General features: G+C 53.2%; 18 protein-coding genes and 1 pseudogene. 12 read left to right on the forward strand and 7 right to left on the reverse strand.

Annotated elements, in window-relative coordinates; genetic code table 11:
• Window positions 1-1,096: 1,096 nt before the first annotated feature.
• Window positions 1,097-1,321, reverse strand: a complete 225-nt coding sequence (locus ABKF58_RS15995; protein ID WP_482581922.1) for a CsbD family protein — start codon at window positions 1,319-1,321, stop codon at window positions 1,097-1,099.
• A gap of 1,198 nt (window positions 1,322-2,519) precedes the next feature.
• Between ABKF58_RS15995 and ABKF58_RS16000 the strand changes: the two genes are divergently transcribed.
• From ABKF58_RS16000 to ABKF58_RS16025, 6 genes are all read left to right on the forward strand, one after another.
• Window positions 2,520-3,464, forward strand: a complete 945-nt coding sequence (locus ABKF58_RS16000) for a DesA family fatty acid desaturase (protein ID WP_482581924.1) — start codon at window positions 2,520-2,522, stop codon at window positions 3,462-3,464.
• A gap of 5 nt (window positions 3,465-3,469) precedes the next feature.
• Window positions 3,470-3,712 carry a DesA/ISL3 alpha bundle tail domain-containing protein gene (locus ABKF58_RS16005; protein WP_482581926.1) on the forward strand — a complete coding sequence of 81 codons (243 nt, stop codon included), beginning with the start codon at window positions 3,470-3,472 and terminating at the stop codon, window positions 3,710-3,712.
• Window positions 3,709-3,867, forward strand: a complete 159-nt coding sequence (locus tag ABKF58_RS16010; RefSeq protein WP_008952645.1) for a DUF3309 family protein — start codon at window positions 3,709-3,711, stop codon at window positions 3,865-3,867. Before ABKF58_RS16005 ends, ABKF58_RS16010 begins: the two co-directional genes overlap by 4 nt.
• A 231-nt stretch (window positions 3,868-4,098) precedes the next feature.
• Entirely contained in the window at window positions 4,099-4,695 is a 597-nt protein-coding gene (locus tag ABKF58_RS16015) for a BPSL1445 family SYLF domain-containing lipoprotein (protein ID WP_482581928.1), read from the forward strand.
• 176 nt (window positions 4,696-4,871) lie between these two features.
• Window positions 4,872-5,159 carry a sll1863 family stress response protein gene (locus tag ABKF58_RS16020; RefSeq protein WP_482581930.1) on the forward strand — a complete coding sequence of 96 codons (288 nt, stop codon included), beginning with the start codon at window positions 4,872-4,874 and terminating at the stop codon, window positions 5,157-5,159.
• Between the two features lie 135 nt (window positions 5,160-5,294).
• The gene (locus ABKF58_RS16025; RefSeq protein WP_482581932.1) at window positions 5,295-5,633 is read left to right on the forward strand and encodes a DUF1840 domain-containing protein; all 339 of its coding nucleotides are present in this window, start codon (window positions 5,295-5,297) and stop codon (window positions 5,631-5,633) included.
• Between the two features lie 123 nt (window positions 5,634-5,756).
• Here ABKF58_RS16025 and ABKF58_RS16030 read toward each other — a convergent pair whose 3' ends face one another.
• Entirely contained in the window at window positions 5,757-5,912 is a 156-nt protein-coding gene (locus tag ABKF58_RS16030; RefSeq protein ID WP_482581934.1) for a DUF3096 domain-containing protein, read from the reverse strand.
• A gap of 440 nt (window positions 5,913-6,352) precedes the next feature.
• On the opposite strand from ABKF58_RS16030, the gene ABKF58_RS16035 reads away from it, so the two are divergent.
• A complete protein-coding gene (locus ABKF58_RS16035) occupies window positions 6,353-7,549 on the forward strand; it encodes a DUF2252 family protein (RefSeq protein WP_482581935.1) in 1,197 nt (398 codons plus the stop codon).
• Window positions 7,550-7,823: 274 nt separating this feature from the next.
• Here the strand turns inward: ABKF58_RS16035 and ABKF58_RS16040 are convergent, their stop codons facing one another.
• Both ABKF58_RS16040 and ABKF58_RS16045 read right to left on the reverse strand, forming a co-directional pair.
• Entirely contained in the window at window positions 7,824-8,282 is a 459-nt protein-coding gene (locus ABKF58_RS16040) for a hypothetical protein (RefSeq protein WP_482581937.1), read from the reverse strand.
• A 1,014-nt stretch (window positions 8,283-9,296) separates the two neighbouring features.
• Window positions 9,297-10,290, reverse strand: a pseudogene (locus ABKF58_RS16045) (IS30 family transposase).
• A 314-nt stretch (window positions 10,291-10,604) separates the two neighbouring features.
• On the opposite strand from ABKF58_RS16045, the gene ABKF58_RS16050 reads away from it, so the two are divergent.
• The 3 genes from ABKF58_RS16050 (at window position 10,605) to ABKF58_RS16060 (ending at window position 12,287) form a co-directional block, all read left to right on the forward strand.
• On the forward strand, window positions 10,605-11,195 hold the full coding sequence (locus ABKF58_RS16050) for a DUF4360 domain-containing protein (RefSeq protein WP_482581939.1): 591 nt from the start codon (window positions 10,605-10,607) through the stop codon (window positions 11,193-11,195).
• A gap of 58 nt (window positions 11,196-11,253) precedes the next feature.
• Window positions 11,254-11,841, forward strand: a complete 588-nt coding sequence (locus ABKF58_RS16055; RefSeq protein ID WP_482581941.1) for a DUF4360 domain-containing protein — start codon at window positions 11,254-11,256, stop codon at window positions 11,839-11,841.
• A 263-nt stretch (window positions 11,842-12,104) separates the two neighbouring features.
• The gene (locus tag ABKF58_RS16060) at window positions 12,105-12,287 is read left to right on the forward strand and encodes a hypothetical protein (protein ID WP_482581943.1); all 183 of its coding nucleotides are present in this window, start codon (window positions 12,105-12,107) and stop codon (window positions 12,285-12,287) included.
• 30 nt (window positions 12,288-12,317) lie between these two features.
• Here the strand turns inward: ABKF58_RS16060 and ABKF58_RS16065 are convergent, their stop codons facing one another.
• Together ABKF58_RS16065 and ABKF58_RS16070 are read right to left on the reverse strand one after the other, a co-directional pair.
• Window positions 12,318-12,518 (reverse strand): DUF5329 family protein, encoded by a 201-nt coding sequence (locus ABKF58_RS16065; RefSeq protein ID WP_482581945.1) that lies wholly within the window; start codon window positions 12,516-12,518, stop codon window positions 12,318-12,320.
• Window positions 12,519-12,685: 167 nt separating this feature from the next.
• Window positions 12,686-14,278, reverse strand: a complete 1,593-nt coding sequence (locus ABKF58_RS16070) for a phospholipase D family protein (RefSeq protein ID WP_482581947.1) — start codon at window positions 14,276-14,278, stop codon at window positions 12,686-12,688.
• Window positions 14,279-14,984: 706 nt separating this feature from the next.
• Here ABKF58_RS16070 and ABKF58_RS16075 point away from each other — a divergent pair.
• Window positions 14,985-15,743 (forward strand): YiiX/YebB-like N1pC/P60 family cysteine hydrolase, encoded by a 759-nt coding sequence (locus ABKF58_RS16075; protein WP_482581949.1) that lies wholly within the window; start codon window positions 14,985-14,987, stop codon window positions 15,741-15,743.
• 101 nt (window positions 15,744-15,844) lie between these two features.
• Here ABKF58_RS16075 and ABKF58_RS16080 read toward each other — a convergent pair whose 3' ends face one another.
• Entirely contained in the window at window positions 15,845-16,450 is a 606-nt protein-coding gene (locus ABKF58_RS16080) for a LysR substrate-binding domain-containing protein (protein WP_482581951.1), read from the reverse strand.
• A gap of 450 nt (window positions 16,451-16,900) precedes the next feature.
• Here ABKF58_RS16080 and ABKF58_RS16085 point away from each other — a divergent pair, with 450 nt between their 5' ends.
• Window positions 16,901-17,260, forward strand: coding sequence for an isocitrate/isopropylmalate family dehydrogenase (locus tag ABKF58_RS16085; protein ID WP_482581953.1), 360 nt, complete (start codon window positions 16,901-16,903; stop codon window positions 17,258-17,260).
• Window positions 17,261-17,761: the final 501 nt, after the last annotated feature.

The raw sequence follows: 17,761 nt of genomic DNA on the forward strand, positions 1-17,761 counted from the left end.
CATACTCGGGTTCCACCTCATCCCACGGTCCGTTGTACCAACTGCTCGCATACCAGCGATCTTCCTCATACACCCAGTACAAGCCGTCGTAAAAGAAGATGTTCACATCCGCTTGAGGAGCGTAGTAGACAGGATAGCCTGGCACCCTGACGAGAGATGGATACGCGGGTAGGTTGATGCCAATGCTGATGCCCGGAAGGGCGATGCCAATACCGATACTGATCTGGGAGTAGGTTGAGGTTGCCGGGTAAAGCAGCAAAGACAACGCAAGAAGGAGATAGCGCATTTTCGGTTCTCCAATAGGATAAACGGCCATCATGGTGATGGTCATCATTGGTACCGTTATAAGGAGAGGTCGTTGGCACGGATGGCTCAGGAGACGCACAATGGTGAGAGCAACCCGCTGAAGGCAGCAACGAACTCGGCGACACGCACCCGATGCCCTCAGGTTTGTGCCCCCCGGTATGCAGGGAATCCTGCCGATAAGACAACCACTGCAAGCCGGGGGATTATCCGTATCACGTCTCGGCAGATGAAGATGCGTACCCGATGGCATGGGTGAACATCCTTGGATCCTAATGAATTCACCGTCTTTCTTGGTGGTCTTGGTGTGAAACCGCCACCTTCACACTCATGGCAAGCGCCGTTACCTTAATGTTGCCAAGCCATGATGAACCCAGTGAGGTACTGAATGAAATGAGCTCTGTCGAGGGAGTGATGCATCCAGGGGCCACTCGGGTTACGTACTAATTGCCAACGCGCTTAATAATCACATTTTAGGTTGTTATGAAGCTTAGTGAACGCAACAAATCGCAGGCATCCGCAATCAAGGCACTACAGCGTGGGATGCTGCTACGCGCCCTCCTTCTCCCTCCCAGTCATCAAGTTCCGTCCTCGGCCGCCCTTTTTCTTGACTGCGCCGGCGATCAACCACAAGTGAGACAAAATTGAAGGCTATCGCACCACCCCCAATCGGCAGCGATGGCGGGATAAAGTGTCTATAGCGCGTCATGACATGAAATCCTTTCAAGAAAGAACCTGACTCGGCGACCCTGATGCTGTTCGCCGCACAACGCTGTACACAGCGTGTGCCCGATTAGGAGGAGCGTTTCGGATGGTAATCATTGTTGTGTTTTTCAAAGCGCTTGATCAGCTGCTCGGCTTCGTTTTTTGTAATTCCATAGGCATCCTGGAGCTTGTCCACCAACACGACTCGCTTGCCGGCAATCATGTCGAGGTAATCGTCGGGGAGATTGCCCCACTCTGCTTTCACCTTGCCCTTGAATTGTTTCCAGTTACCTTCAACGATATCCCAGTTCATATCAAACTCCTTCCGTTTGGAACTCGACGGTAAAATGGCCAATCGAGCATCCTTCATCGCAGCTGGCCTCGTATTGCGTGTGCTCTTCGCTCAACGACAGGATGTTTCAGGAATCATGTGGCAACACGCCTAAGCTAACTTCATGGGAAGGCCCGATACCAATGAAAGACTAGTCGCATGATCAAGCGCAGTCGGTACGATGGCGCACATAGACCTCACGTGGCGGTGGACGGTGACATCGGCAATACTTCTGTAAGCTCGCTACAAGCCTAGTAGTGCCACTCCATGGTGACATCGGTGGCAACGGCGAGCAGAAAAATGCTGGCACCGTGTCAAGCTTACTTTAAAGCCCCCCTTCTCCATCTGCATCTAGAAACAGCAGCCCATCCATAGCGACAAGGGCGATGACTGCACCTCCGCTGTGCGTCTCCGATACGGTGCGAGGAGGAACTCATTTCTCGGGAGACGGAGCTGGAACGACCACCACGACATCACCGCCGGTTTTGCCACGCTCACCAGTAGCCCCAGTTGCGCCGGTCTCCCCAATAGAGCCGGAGGCTCCAGTGGCTCCTGTACTCCCGGTGGCTCCTGTACTCCCGGTGGCCCCAGTGGCACCGCTGTAACCAGGTGATCCCGTTGTTCCGCTCGCCCCTGCGGCACCGGTCGGGCCAGCAGGCCCGGGAACGGGAACGGTAGCCGCCGGTGGAGAAGTCACGACAACTGGAGTTGGTCTATCGCACGCACTTAACGCCAAGGCAATCAGTACGGCTGAAAACAGGATCGAGTATTTCATGACAATTCCTTTGACTGTTTGACGAAAACAGCTCGAGTGGACTGATTTGCGACCATCTGGGGTTGTCGTTCAAAAGTACGCCGTATCAACAAGCGTTTCCGTTCGCTGGCGTACAAACCGCACATTAACTTGTCACGGGATAGTCAATCGAGGGCATCACCAACCAGCCCACAGGTAACGGAGATTCAGAGCTACGCCCCACCCTGGCCACCTGTGCCGTCGTAGAGCCGAACTGCCGCGCTGGCATTGGAGGACGAGCTTTTTTGTCTACCACCAGAAATTGTGGCTCTGGGTGCGATAGCGTACAGATAACTTTCTTTGTTTAACTAATATTAAAAACAGAGATAAGCAAGTGACTCCCAATAGCAAGGGTGGTCATCATGTCGTTTTGTGAAGGAGCTGGTGATGCGACTGAGCCTGCTCGATCTACCGTGGTGGGGTTATGTGCTGGTGACGCTGGGCCTGACCCACGTCACCATAGCGTCGGTAACGATCTTTCTCCACCGGCACCAAGCACACCGCACGCTCACGTTGCACCCCATTGCCAGCCACTTCTTCCGTTTCTGGCTGTGGCTGACGACAGGGATGGTCACCAAGGAATGGGCCGCCATCCACCGCAAGCACCACGCCCACTGCGAAACCTCGGAAGACCCCCACAGCCCGCAGATCTATGGCATCCGGAAAGTGCTATTCGAGGGCGCCGAACTCTATCGCCTGGAGTCCAGTATCCCTGCAACACTGGAGAAATACGGCCATGGCACCCCCGACGACTGGATCGAACGCAACCTGTACGCGAGGCACACCCAGCTTGGTATTGGCCTCATGCTGGGGATCGATATCATCCTGTTTGGTCCGATCGGACTCAGCATGTGGGCAGTACAGATGATTTGGATTCCGTTCTTCGCAGCGGGCGTCGTCAATGGTATTGGCCACTATTGGGGCTACCGCAATTTCGCACCGAACGATGCCTCAAGGAATGTCGTACCGTGGGGCATCCTGATCGGTGGCGAAGAACTGCACAACAACCACCACGCCTATGCCTCCTCCGCCAAGCTGTCCAGCAAGTGGTGGGAATTCGACATCGGCTGGATGTACATCCGAATCCTGGAGAGGCTTCACCTGGCGAAGGTATGCAAGGTTGCGTCCCAAGTCCGCTACAACACATCCAAGACCTGCTGCGACGTGGACACCCTGCAGGCGGTCATCACTCACCGTTACGACGTACTGGCCAAGTTCGCCAAATCCCTGCACCGAACCGCCGTAGAAGAAATTCGCAGCCTGCGGACCAGTACGCCCCCCGAATGGAAAGACTCCAAGGTACTGGTCAGCCTCTGGCTGCAAAGAGGGTAAGGACATTGCCGGAGCAGGAACGCACCGCCCTTGAACAGGCCCTGCATTCCAGCACCGTGTTGAGCACCATTTACGCGATGCGGCAGGATCTTACTGCCCTGTGGAGCCGGTCCACCACGTCGAAGGAGCAACTGGTGAAACAGTTGGAAGACTGGTGCCGGCGTGCCGAGGAAAGCGGCATTGATGCGCTGCGAGAATTTTCTCGGACGCTGCGCTGCTACGACTCACAGTTAGGAGACATGGAATGACATTAGGAACCATTCTGCTGATCATCGTGGTTCTACTGCTGATCGGCGCTATTCCCACTTGGCCCCACAGCCGAGGATGGGGTTACGGTCCCAGCGGTGGTCTTGGGTTGATATTGGTGATCCTGCTCATCCTGTGGTTGTTGGGCAGGATATAGCGCATTGCTCTGATTGCCTTTCAACAGACACCCAGTCGTAGACACCGAGCAAATCGATAACAGATGCACTTAGCCTGGATACCCTACGCTTTCAGCGTCGATATCAATAGCAGTGCCAGGTTGCTATAACAAAGCGAGCCATTCCCGCTCTGCCAGGGCGTGGTGCGCTTCAATACCCCAGCGTTTGGAATACCCTCGCTGGTCTTACCCTGATACAAACAGGAGGACAATATGCAAGCAAGAAAGTTAGGTATTGGGTTAGTAGCCGCGCTGTCACTGCTGGCCAGCGGCTGCACGACCACCGACGGCCATATGATGGGCGGCGCAAAATCCACCGGATCAACGAATGCCGCTGGTGAAATGCGGGAGATCGATGCCGGTTACGATTCGACGCTAACGCGCTTATACAGCAACGCTCCCAGCTCCCGAGCCCTGGTGGCAAAAGCCCATGGGGTGCTGATTTTCCCTTCGGTGATCGCGGCGGGCCTGATGGTGGGCGGGGAGTATGGCAAGGGGGCTCTGCGAGTCGGAGGTAAAACAGCAGGCTACTACCAGACGGCGAGCGCCTCGTTCGGCTGGCAGATTGGCGCACAATCCAAAGCCATCATTTTCCTATTCATGACCCAAGATGCACTCAACAAGTTTCTCTCCGGGTCGGGGTGGACAGTGGGGGCTGATGCCTCTGTCGCGCTGCTGAAAATGGGGGCCAACGGCGATATCGACCTCAATACGGCGCAACAACCGGTCATTGGCTTCGCCCTGACCAACAACGGATTGATGGCGAATCTCACGCTGGAGGGCACCAAAATATCCAAGTTAAATATGTAAACTGTAAAAACAGCTCCTTGCCCTGACCACCGTGTTGAACAGAGACCATCTTTCGCATATTCAAGCAGGTGGTGCATCCTTGAGAGTTGCAATCATGGTCCATTTTTTCATGGCAACGGGTCACTCTGAGGAGCTGTTATATAAACCGCAGTGGAAGAAATCGCAAAGGAGTCGTCATGGCGACAAAAGAGGCTTATCGGAAAAAACTGGAGGCGCAGCTCAAGGAATGGGATGCGAAGCTTGGTGTGTTGAGTGCGAAAGCCCAAAAGGCAACAGCAGATGCTCGGATCAACTACGAGAATGAGCTGGAAAGCCTGAAAAGCAAGCGGGCAGCAGCATACAAGATGCTCGAGGAGATGGGTGAGTGCGGCGAAAACGCTTGGGAGGATATGAAGGACGGGGTGGAAAAAGTCTGGGACGACATGAGTAAAGCAATAGAGAAAGTGGCGGCTCGTTTCAAATAAACAGAAGGTGATCGCGCGCCCCTCACCGGAGATGCCTGATATCTGCAGCCACCCCAGGAGGCCGAAGGATTTTCCAGTCCAGATGTAAGGATGAGATCCACCCAGTTTGGCTTTCCATCATGAAGGAAAAATATCATGCTGATTACTTTCCATTCTACAGCTGCCGGAAATATCATGATGTTCCAAAGCGATGCAGAAAACATTTTGACCCTTCTGGGCAAGGATATTTCACAAGCAAAAGGGATATTGACGGTTGAGCAGATGCCGGCTGCTATTGAAAATTTGCAGCGTACCATCAGGCTGGGTAACAACAGCACCAATACAGCGCCGCCTCAAAAAGATACCGATAGTAATGCCGATGACAAAGAAGCCCAAGTAGTACAGCCGGTATCATTCGCTCAGCATGCCCAACCTTTTCTAGAGTTTATGCAAACTTCGCTCAAGGGAAACAAGCCAATCACATGGGGAACATAAACCGTTATGGATTAACCTAATAACGCCTTTGTCACTAAAATGGATGCCCACTGCTAAGCTGGTCGCGGTCGAAGGGGGCATTAATTTTAGCAACAAATCCCCCAGGAATACGCTCGTTGACCATCACTTTAGGTGCAGATTGCCCGCACCTAATAGCCCAAGTAAGCCAATGACAATAAGATATATCGCAACAATGTAATTGAGCAGACGCGGCATGACTAAAATCAGAACACCTGCAAACAATGAAAGCAAAGGGCCGATACTCAATGTAATATTCATGATGATTACCAATCAACACGCCAAGGAAATTCAATTGAAATTATCCATTTCAAATTAGCCGGTTTCAGCACCTAACTCTGACATCTGAAGCAATGTTATAGCGAGCTTTTCTGCCTTGTTGCATGCTTTATAGTACAAATGGGCTCTGATGCAGAAATCAGCCAGCAAGTGCTCTTTACCCGTCCCGATAAGCCGCGCTCAAAATGTGCAGGCCCGCTGCTGATCTGGCTTGCCAAGAACATGACCAGGCAGAGAAAGTGACCTCTCAGGGGAACAAGACGCTTGACTTGCATGCCCCGGTATCGACCCTGCACCCGCTCCATTGCTAGATCAGCATCAGGCAGAAGCAAAATGCGCGTCTACCCGAACAAAACGGCCGCATTGTGGGTGGCAACTTCAACTCTTCGCCTTGAACATCGATATTGATCTGAGCGCCCCCAATGAATCTACCCACACACGACGCACGCCATGAGCTGTTGCGCACTCTCCGCAACAAGAAAATGGCCCGCTCACCGCACGCCTACGTCCGCGGTAATACAGTGCAATTCTACGAATGGCTGCACAGCCAGCGAGGGCATGCGCTCCCTAAGGGGCCGGCAGTGTGGATATGCGGAGATTGTCACGTTGGAAATATCGGTCCGCTCGGTGATGTCGATGGCAATGTAGCGCTCGAAATTCGCGACTTTGACCAGACCATTATCGGCAACCCTGCACATGATCTGGTTCGGCTTGCGTTGTCGCTTGCCACGGCTGCGCGGGGTTCAAGCCTGCCGGGCGTGGTGACGGCCCACATGCTGGAACACATGATGCAGGGCTACCAACAGGCCTTTGTCACCGGCCCAGACAAGGAACACGTACTCCGACCAAACGTCGTCCGATGGGTGATGCGCAAGGCGGTTGACCGGTCGTGGGAACAGCTGGCAAAAGAACGCATTGTCGATATGCGGCCAACCATACCGCTGGGGAAAAAATTCTGGCCCTTGTCCCTTGACGAGAAAAGAGGCATTGCCGAATTGTTTGCCAATCCAGATGTGCTGAAACTGGTAACAACACTCAAGTCACGTAGCGACGATGACCGAGTTGAAGTACTGGACGCTGCATACTGGGTCAAAGGTTGCAGTTCCCTGGGGCTGCTACGTTATGCGGTACTTCTGGGCGTGGGAGGCAAGAATAACCGCGAATACTGCCTGATAGACATCAAGGAGGCGGTTAAGGGCGCCGCTCCGCGATACAACCATGTTAGCCTGCCGCGCGACAACGCATACCGTGTGGTCGAGGGTGCCCGACAATTGTGTCCAGCACTAGGCGAACGTATGTTGGCCCAACGGTTTATGGACCATGGAGTATTCGTGCGGGAGTTGTTGCCACAGGATCTGAAACTGGAGATTGATCAGCTAGCCTTGGAAGACGCAACATCTGTAGCGCGTTACTTGGCATACGTGGTGGGCCACGCTCACGCCCGCCAGATGGACGACACAGCCCGGGACCGTTGGCGTGCCGACCTCAGCCTTGATTACGCCAAGACCGTTGCCGCCCCGAACTGGCTTTGGGAAAGCGTAGTACAACTAATTGCGGAACATGAGGCCGGCTACCTACAGCATTGCCGGAGATATGCATTGCATCAGGATGATGCCTAGCCTTTCGAACTGTTGTGTTTCACACAACTCAACTGACCAATGCGTCAGTATCAGTGCCAGCTTGCTTCACACTCAATCGTCCGGGCCCCGGGCATAGCTTGCTACTCGGATAATAGCGGCCGGCAATAATCAATATCACTCTATTCCGGACCTCCTTGTACTTGGCTTACTAGGCAAGAGACCAAACCCCACATCACTAATGGCATGGGCAAACCCTTGATAACGGCCGTTTTGTTTTCATAAATTTCAGAAATTTTAAAATGGCTGCTAAACCTTAGTGCTCGCCACTCCAATGGAAATTCACATCACGAGTCGACTTCCCTCCAATTATGACAGTCCGGCTTTGGTTATTATCATCACGTCCGACGGCAATAAGATATTTACCCACCGGTAATTTTACGTAGACAAAAGGACCTACCTGCTTCAGTGACAGCACGGAACGACCTCCCTGCGTTTTGATATCAACATCAATACCAGCCAGATATTCATTGCCAGGACCTTGGGAAAAAGTCATATGCAGGTTGTAGCCCTTTGCCTGCTTGATGGCCAGTGACTCATCCAAGCCGATGCCTCCTGATAGATAGACAATGCCGTTTTGCTGCTGCGGCTCCAACTGTACGGCAGACATATCAATCGGCACTTCACTGGCTGCCTGCAGCACCCCTGGAGTCATCCCCAACAGGACGCCAAAGACGGCTCCTGAAAGCATTAAAGAATGAATGGCCTTCATCATGAACACTCCTTGATTCACATGAAACTTAATAGATCCGATGCTATAAATCGTTGGCACCACTCGGCCTGCCCTCAAAATTGGGCATAGGCCAATTTAGTAACACCGGTAACGAATTTCTATTCATTCTTCTTCTCTAGTTTCCCCATGCGGTAGCCAGCTACAAATCCACAGATATCTAAGAGTCCAATGAAGTTGTACAGCCTCGCTGAGCTTCATCACGCATGACTGTGTTAGTCAGTCTAGAAGGTGGTAGGGGACGGCTGAGAGATCAGGACTCAGAACGTTCTCGACGTACTGGCTGGTTTGGCACGACGCACATAGTTCATCATTGCTTGATTTCGTGGCCAATGATACCGCCAACGGCCGCCCCGCCTATGGTTCCGGCCGCACTGCCCCCGTAAGAACGGACCCTCCAACGGCACCAACGCCAGCGCCGATAGCGGTGTTCTGACCCTGCCGCGACATGCCTGAACAACCACCTAGGCTGATCAGCATTGCTGCGGCAACTGTACTGAGTGCGAATCGCTGTATCGTTTTCATGGGACTACCTCTTTCTAACACATTACGTTTTGAGTACATCAAGCCTGCTCCAGGAGACTTACGTCTTGCCAAGTCGCACCGTAGCTCGACCCTGTTCTTGTCCCTTCATGTAGTGAAGTTTGGAATGGAGAAAGGACAGAGATTGCCAGACACACATTTCTCTTCATCAAGACCATGCTGGTTTCAAGCAGCCACAATCAAAGTGAAGGTATTGCACATATGTTGGCTACAACAGTTATAGATTATGGCTTTTCTCCTTCCCCATCCGTCTGCTAACGCACATAGCCGGCATTCGATTACTAGCGCAGACTTAGCGGGAATTCATTTCGACTGCGCAGTCGATACGGACACGATTTTCTCTCATCGAACTTAGCGTATTTATTTCAGATATTCTTTCTACAAATAGGCTCCCATGGAGTCCAATTTCATGATTTATTGGAAAGACCTAGCGGTTTCAAAGACCAAGAGCAACGGTTAATGAATCCCCGGTGCATCCGGATGCGTCTTGCTCAGCAATTCGGCAAACACTTCCAACGGCGTTCTGAATCCCAAGGACTTCCTCGGGCGCGTGTTCAGGCTGTAGGCGATGGCCTCCAGCTGTTCCTGACTGTAAACCGAAAGGTCGGTGCCTTTCGGCAAATACTGGCGCAGTAGGCCATTGGTGTTCTCATTGCTACCCCGTTGCCAGGGGCTGTGTGGGTCAGCAAAGTAAACGGTCATCTCTAGTTCCGCGGGGCGGGTCATCTCTTTGCCTTGATCGTAGATCAGACTTTGGCGCATGTGAGACGGTATCGGACGCGGTGGAGAATCCCTACAACGCCGCTTCGGCCGTTGCATTATCCATCTTGGCCAACAGGACTAACCGGCTTGAGCGCTCGACCAGGGTGCCGACCGAAGAACGATTGGCGGCCCCTTTGATCAAGTCGCCCTCCCAGTGTTCCGGCACCAGACGGTCGTTCACTTCGGGTGGCCGCAGATGAATGCTCAGCATGTCAGGCAGGGAGTCTCGGCGATCGACGCCTTGCGAACGGGGTTTACGGCTACTGTGCCCTTGGCGAAGTTCGGCAATCAGTTCACGCCGTAGTTCGCCGCGCGGTAGGACATACAGCGCGTTATAGATGGTCTCGTGAGAAACCTGCTGTGAAGGATCATTGGGCCACATGCGTTTGAGTGTGCCTGCTATCTGCTCGGGCGACCAGCCTTGCTTGAGGAAGGTGGTGACGGTTTTGAACAAGGCGGTGTGTTCGGCCAACGTGCGCTGGCGGCGGGGCCGTTGCCGAAGCTGGCGGGCCTGATGGCCTGCCAAGGTAGCATCGTAGCCCGCTGGCAGACACCGCACCTCACGGGAGATCGTGCTGGGTGAGCACTATAGTAGAAGTGCAATCCACCGTAGGCTTTGGCCTTGATCACGCATTTGCAGGAGCCAGGCCCGTTCTTCGGCCGAGGGGTGTTCGTAGCGGTTTCTCATCGCAATACCATATCAGGCCATGGTGTTGCACTTGTTTCTAGAAACCGCCCTGTCTTTCTTCCTGCGATTGCATTTGGTTGATTATGTGCGCCAGCAGACAGATGACAAAGGCTGTTCTCCATAAGCTTCAATCAGCCGAGCCGACATGCACTAATACGAAAAATCTGACCATGGCAATGCGTGATGGAGAAATGCGGCAAAGGGCGATAAGGCCTAGTACGGCAATCAGAATTGAACTGGAGAGTTCAGACCTGAACTTCTACGGGTCAATGCAATTTGACGCAAACAGGACTATGAACACTAGGAGATTCAATATGAAAAAAATCATCCTATTAATGGCCACACTGGTACTCAGTGCAACGGTATACGCCGATGACATTTCCCTGGGTGAGCCCGGATACGGTGGGACAGGATGTCCGGACGGCACAGTATCTGTCACATTGAGTCCGGATGCAAAATCTTTGAGTTTGCTATTCGACCAATACCAAGTGAGCGTCGGTGGTGTGACCAGCAAAAGCTTTGACCGCAAGAGCTGCAACATCGCCATCCCCGTACACGTGCCTCAAGGACTGAGCGTATCGATCCTGAAAATCGATTTTCGTGGCTTTAATCACCTGCCGCAATCGGCGACCTCGCAGTTCAACGTCGAATACTTCTTCGCAGGCACTAGAGGCCCGGCATTCCAAAGAAAATTTCGCGGGCCCATCGATGAAGATTATTTGATCAGCAACCAGCTTACTGCTGAGTCGATCATTTGGTCGGGGTGTGGCGCGGACGTTAACCTGCGCACGAACTCGAGCATGAGAGTGAACACGGTTTCGAACAGAGAAGCCATGGCCTCGATCGACTCCGAAGACGTCAATGCGGCCATCATTTACCACCTGCAATGGCGCAAGTGCAACTGAGCAAATATCGGGCGGCGCTTGGAGCCAAGCGCCGCCACTCTTTTGAGTGGTAAATTCTATGAAATGGATTATGCGAAGTATTTTCGCGTGCACATGGCTTGTCGGCCTACCAACATTGGCCCAAGAAACCAACGGTTGTCCAGATGGAAGCTACTCCGTCATCACGTCCCCCGATGGCACAACTTTGAGCATTTTATTTGACCAGTTCACCGTCGAAAGCAGAGGTAATTCAATTGGCGGAATGCAAAGAAAAATTTGCCACATTTCGTCCCCGCTAAATTTACCGACGAATTATTCCATCGGTGTTTACAAGGTCGATTACCGGGGCTTTGCACAACTCGTAGCGAAACAAGAAACCGAACTCGACGTTCAATATTTTTTGGGACCACACGACAACGAACACGGCCGCATTTTCAAACGAAAAATAAAAGGTCCGCATGAAAGTGATTATTTGTTTACGGAAAACATTGGTGCTGGACAAATGAAACGGATAGGGTGTGGCACGGCAGCCATGCTTAATGTTAGCATCACATTAAGCCTCGATGGCGACCTACGGGCCGGCGAGGCAATGGCGTCTTTGGACACTACGGATGCCGCCCCGGGCGGAGCCCTAGTCTTCCATCTGAGTCTAAAGAAATGCCCTTGAAGCGAGGATTGGAATCGGGACCAATTATCGTTGATGTTCCGCGGGGTCAATAGGGGGAGCGTCCGCTCTGTTATGTTCTGGAAGCAGTCGGCCGGTTCTGCATGCCAGAATGACCGGAATTGGCCCAGAGCATGTCAAAACGTGGCGAGAATTTGGCCGTATCTAGCTCAAAGATGATCGCTGCGGCCGGAGACTGTGTGAAACCGCCACCAAGACTATGATGTCCGTAATGGCATGGCGAGGGTTGAACAATAGTACGGTTTGTGCAGGGGGACAACAAGTCGCGGGCCACTCTTTTGCCTGCGCAGCTTGATGACTATGTCAGCGAAGGCAATCCGGTGCGGATTGTTGATGCCTTTGTCGATCAGATCAATCTGCGCGAGCTTGGCTTCACCGGAGTTGCCCCTGAGGCAACGGAGCGTCCGGCCAACCATCCAGCTGTTTGAGCTTGGGCATAGCACAAGGGTACCCTGTCATTAATATGTCCGAAACCGCGCTAGTTCGTCGCGCAGCCATTGCTTACTCGTCACCGTAGCGCCGCCATTACATCTTACCGCATACGGTTTACCGCTTAAACTGCTTTCCGTGGCAGCCCTTTCAATAAAGTCTTCGGTGGTATTGATCAGATTTCTTGCCACCAGGTATTTGTACTTGTCGCGTAAATGCACTTGTGCCATTCTCGAATCATACCACGTGCCGTTGCGATAAAACTCACATCCGGACCCCTCGATTTAGCCGAGCAGAAAATTGACTTCTATTTGCCCCTTTGTCGGGGGCTCCGCACGCGCAACAGAGATCAGCAAGAGTTCCAGCATCAGTATCAAACCCATTGTGCATCGTATTTTCATAGCTCCTTATCCAGTGACAGCAACGATAGCATATTGACCTTGATTCTTTGCCAGCCACTCCGGGCCGGTTCCCTGTTGTACTCAACGGCTTTGCCGTTTTCCTGAGTGAACCACACCAAACTTGGCGCCCTCCCCGTTTCGTTTGGCCGCAATGCCAGCATGTAGGAATTAACAGGCTGCGTCATGGCTTCGAAACGCATAGCAATCTGCTGGGCAAGCGCTGGGCTGTCGATAATCAAGCCAATCTCGGTATTAAGATGCATCGAGCGTTGATCGAAGTTCATTGATCCGATGTACAATTTCTGGCGGTCAAATACAAACAGTTTCGCGTGCAGTGAATAATTTCCATAACGCGATAGTGCCGCCGTTTGACCGCTGCCCTTGGAGCTCCCCAGAAGTGAACGGACCTCATAGAGCTCCACGCCATTCTCAAGTAGGGGTACCCGATAATGCATATAGCCGGAATGCGCCAGCAACACCGTAGATGATTCGAGTGAACTGGTCAGGATGCGGACACGTACGTTGCGTTGGCGCAGGTCTTTAAACAACTGCATGCCTTCCTTTCCGGGTATCAGGTAAGGCGTAACCATCAGCAGCTCGGATTGCACTGCGAGAGTGGCATTGGCCACCGTCCGCTGCATCAGCCGGCCCACCATCGCGCCTTTTTCTACTTTCTTTTTGTCTGGGCTGTCGTAGACTAGTTGCGCGGGCGCCCAAGTCAGCGGCAGGCCGCCGGAGAGCATCCCGTCAAATGGCTCACCGGTCGCAACCCGCTTCACATAGTCAACACCACCCTCCTTCAACTGCTGGTGCTGTTCATTCAATACCTCGCGATGCTTGTTTAAGGTATCTGACGACTTTCCACCTGAAAGAGCCTGAACCGGAATCGACAAGGCGCTGTTCCAGTATATATCGAAGGTTGCCGAGAGCTGTTGGGCGATCGGGCCAGCGGCAAATACGTCGTCATCAGCGAATTGGGACTCAGGGTTGATCTGAAAGTATTGATCACCGATATTTCGCCCGCCAATCAGCGCAATTACATTATCCACGACGAGCAATTTATTGTGCATTCTGTAGTCGAGCCGAGAGGCATTGAACATGAATTCGATAGATCGAAACAGCATAGAATGGCCGCGATACACGAATGGGTTGAAGATTCGGATTTCAACAGAGGGATGCGTTTCAAGCGCTGTAATCTGCTCGTCCCCTGCCTCAGTTTCACCATCGTCGATCAGCACACGCACATGTACCCCGCGATCGGCCGCATGCAGCACCGCCCCGGTAAGCAGCCGACCCGTTTCATCCCCGCGAAAAATGAAATATTGAAGGTCGAGTGTTCGTTCTGCAGCATTAATCATTTGCATTCGGGCCAGGAACCCGTCGGCGCCAACCGGAATGATGCGAAATCCGGAGTTGCCATTATGCTCGCGCGTTACACGTTCAAACTGTCGGCCAAGCCGGGTCGCCTCAGGATGAGCCAATGCTAAGGAAGCCATTTTTGCAAAATTTGACCCTGGCGGAAGTGAGACGCAGCCACTGAGGACCACTGCCATCAGTACGACAAGAAAAAGGTGGCTCCGGACGATCATCACAACACTCCAGGCAGCACTCCAGCGAGGTTGTCCCATCGTTCAAACCTTTATTTTGCAAGTGGTACCACCACGGACCACTTTAAAAACCAGACTGTGGCGACGCGCAGACAGCGGTGCCAGTTGACGCTTTAGTAGTTCATGGGTTCGTTCTCTTCCAATAGTAGTCGTGCGGGAGCCAGTTGATATCATTTAAGCTTCGATGATCACCTTGAGCGCTCATGTGGCCGAAGATAAAGCCGCCACTTTGCTGCAAAATCGCAAACTGATCAGCTGTGCCATGGGGATATCACGATTTGTAACCACGGCAATCTGGAAGCCGCTTCCAGCGGATATTACGAGGCCAACAAAGCGGCCTATGCCTGGATAATGGATTAGCGCTTTTCGACAAAGGTTTGACGTTTCCTAAGCCGACACACAAGCTCAAGGGCCAGGCCAAGGAGGTACTGGGCTTATACACCAGTGATTGACGCCAGACACGTGAAGGGAAGCTTTTGGCACTTCACCGATCGATAGCGGTCGGAATGTGTCCCGATGGATGAGGCACCAGCAAGACCTTGGCCAGAAGTGTCTACTGAAGTCGAGGTGATTTTCTGCCCCTTAACGAGGTGAAGATTAACGGTCACAATAAGACCAGATATGCATATTCCTGCGCTTTATGCACAAAGATGTTGAGGACTGAGACATGGATTGGCCAGGATTGCCGATGATTGACTACATACTCCGCACAATTGGACGTGCACTTGCACGCTATCTCAGCAAACCCCTGAAGTCATACGCGCCTGTCGCCACGATTCCACCCGAGAAATTGGTGGCGATACTTCAGCCAGGGGATGTTTTGCTGGTGGAGGGACACTCTCGATTGAGCATGGCTATCAAATACCTGACCCAGTCCACTTGGTCGCACGCGGCGTTCTATGTCGGTACCTGCGCCAGCCAAGTTACCGGTACCGATACACCGATGCTGATCGAGGTGGATGTACAGACAGGTGTCCGGTTAGTGCCGCTTTCTGCCTACGCCCATTTACACACGCGTGTCTGCCGGCCGGAGAAGCTCATGAGGGGCGATCTTGATCACATGATCGCAAGCGCGTTGGCGCGAGTGGGACAAAGCTACGACCTCAAGAACGTTTTCGATTTAGCACGCTACTTGTTGCCCGCTCCTCCTGTCCCGACCCGGTGGCGGCGCAGGATGATCGCGCTAGGTGCCGGAGACCCTACGAAAGCAATTTGCTCAACCTTAATTGCGCAATTGTTTGAAAGTATTCGCTACCCTATCCTGCCGGAAGTGCGCCACGTACCAGTCGACCATCCGGGACGGGCTTCGTACTACGAAGACATTCTGCATATTCGAAACTACAGCCTTTATACCCCGCGCGACTTCGACATCTCACCGTACTTTCAGATTATCAAACCCGAACGGCCGGCCGATTTTGACTATCGTTCCCTGCATTGGGATAAGTGAGCGATCGATGCCAGTTTACCTGCAGACTGCAACCTGATCTGGCACGACCCCAAGGGCTTTGCCAGTTAACACAAGCAAATCAAGTCGCTTTACCGTCGTTGCTAGGGCTTGCGAAAATGCTCAATCAAAAAATCAATGAATGCTCTTGCGCGAGCGGTCTGGTTGCGTCGGTTTGAGTAGTAGACGAACAGGTCCGCTGAAGGGAGAGTGAAGTCCGGTAGCACAACTCTCAGCCTGCCACTTTCCAAATACTTCGCAAGACCCCATTCTGATCGAATCAAAATCCCGTGGCCATCGAGTGCCCAGCCGAGGACGATATCGCCATCGTTGCTCGACATTGCCCCATGTACCTTCATGACCTCGCTGTGTTTATCGCGCATGAAGCGCCAGATGCCATACGCATCGTCGTTTTGGCGATGGATGATGCAGCGATGGTTTGTGAGATCGGCAAGGGTCCCCGGCGTGCCGTGCCGTTCCAGATAAAGCGGCGACGCGCACAGGAACCTCCGGTTCGACATGAGGCATCTGGCGTTGAGCCTCTGGTCGGGCAGCGCGCCAAAGCGAATCGCCATATCGACGCCGCTTTCGACAAGATCGATGGGCTTGTCGGTCACCTCGAGCTGCATCTCTACCATGGGATGCAGCTTGGCAAATTCGGACGCCAGCGGCGCGATCGTAGTACGGCCGAAACCGAGCGTAGCATTCACCCGTACTGTTGAGGTGTATGTCGAAGGAATTGGGACGCTGCGAAACTCCGTCCGAAGTGCCGAGATGTACACCGACCAATAAGCCCCTCCAAGCGCTGCTTGGCAGCGCTTGCCCAGAGACAAATATCAAGGAGAATTGCCGTCACCCCTGGCGAAGGCATTGGTAAAGAAGTAATACCGGAAGGGTTGCACGTGCTCGACGTGGTGGCCAGCAAGTTCTGGCATCGCGTTCCAATGGGACGAATTCGACTGGAGCTGCGACTACTATCTCAAGCATGGCGTGATGATGCCAGAAGACTGGAAGGTACTGATTGGCATGCACGACGCAATCTACTTCGGTACGGTTGGCTGGCCAGCACAGGTACCTGACCACATCTCGCTGTGGGGTTCGTTTTGGTGAAGTTCCGGCGAGAGTTCGACCAATATGTGAGCTTGCACCCGGTGCGGCTAATGCCTGGCATCCCGCCACCGTTAGTCAACTGTCAGGTTGGCGATATCGATTTCTACGTGGTGCGCGAAAACACCGAAGGCGAGTATTCCAGCTTGGGTGGCAAGATGTTCTCCGGCACCGAGCGCGAGTTCGTGATACAGGAGAGCGTGTTCACCCGTCAGTGTACCGACCGCATCATGAAGTTCGCTTTTGAGCTGGCGCAGCAGCGGCCGAAGAAGCACGTGACCTCAGTCACCAAGTCGAACGGTATCTCGATTTCAATGCCGTACTGGGATGAGTGGTTTGCCGCAATGGCAGCCTGCCGGCAAGGGCATCGCCAACCCGATCGGCCAGATCTGGGCCGGTTCGATGATGCTTGAACATCTGGGCTATCCGGATAGCTGCCACCGCCGTCATGAGTGCAATTGAAACGGTACTGGCGGAAGGGCCGCACACTCCGGATATGGGGCAAGGCGTCGGCCGAGATGCACAGCGCCACGGTGTTGTCCCGCACACTCCGGATATGGGGGCAAGGCACCACCGTGGATGTGGGCAAAGCGGTGGCGTCGGTAATTAATTTGGCTAACAACTGAGGGCTTGGAGTTACAAGTGGTAATAACGGCGGGGCTGCATTCTGATTGAAAGCAGCCGCTGTTGCTGCATAGAACGTATGTCAGCTTAGGCCGAATTGCACGCGTAGGCTGTCCGGCAGGTGTCTGACCCAAGCAGTCATCCGAATGGCGGCTCTGACTGTCCCGAGGATGTCTGCTCTTGGCCCAGAGAGGGATTTCCATGTCAGTTCCCCGTAGCCGACAGATGGAAACTCAATGGCGCTTTTGGGGTGTGTCAGCTAAGCGAATGTCGGGCTTTGGGTGCGCAGA

It is taken from the genome of Pseudogulbenkiania sp. AW2-16 (assembly GCF_056824575.1).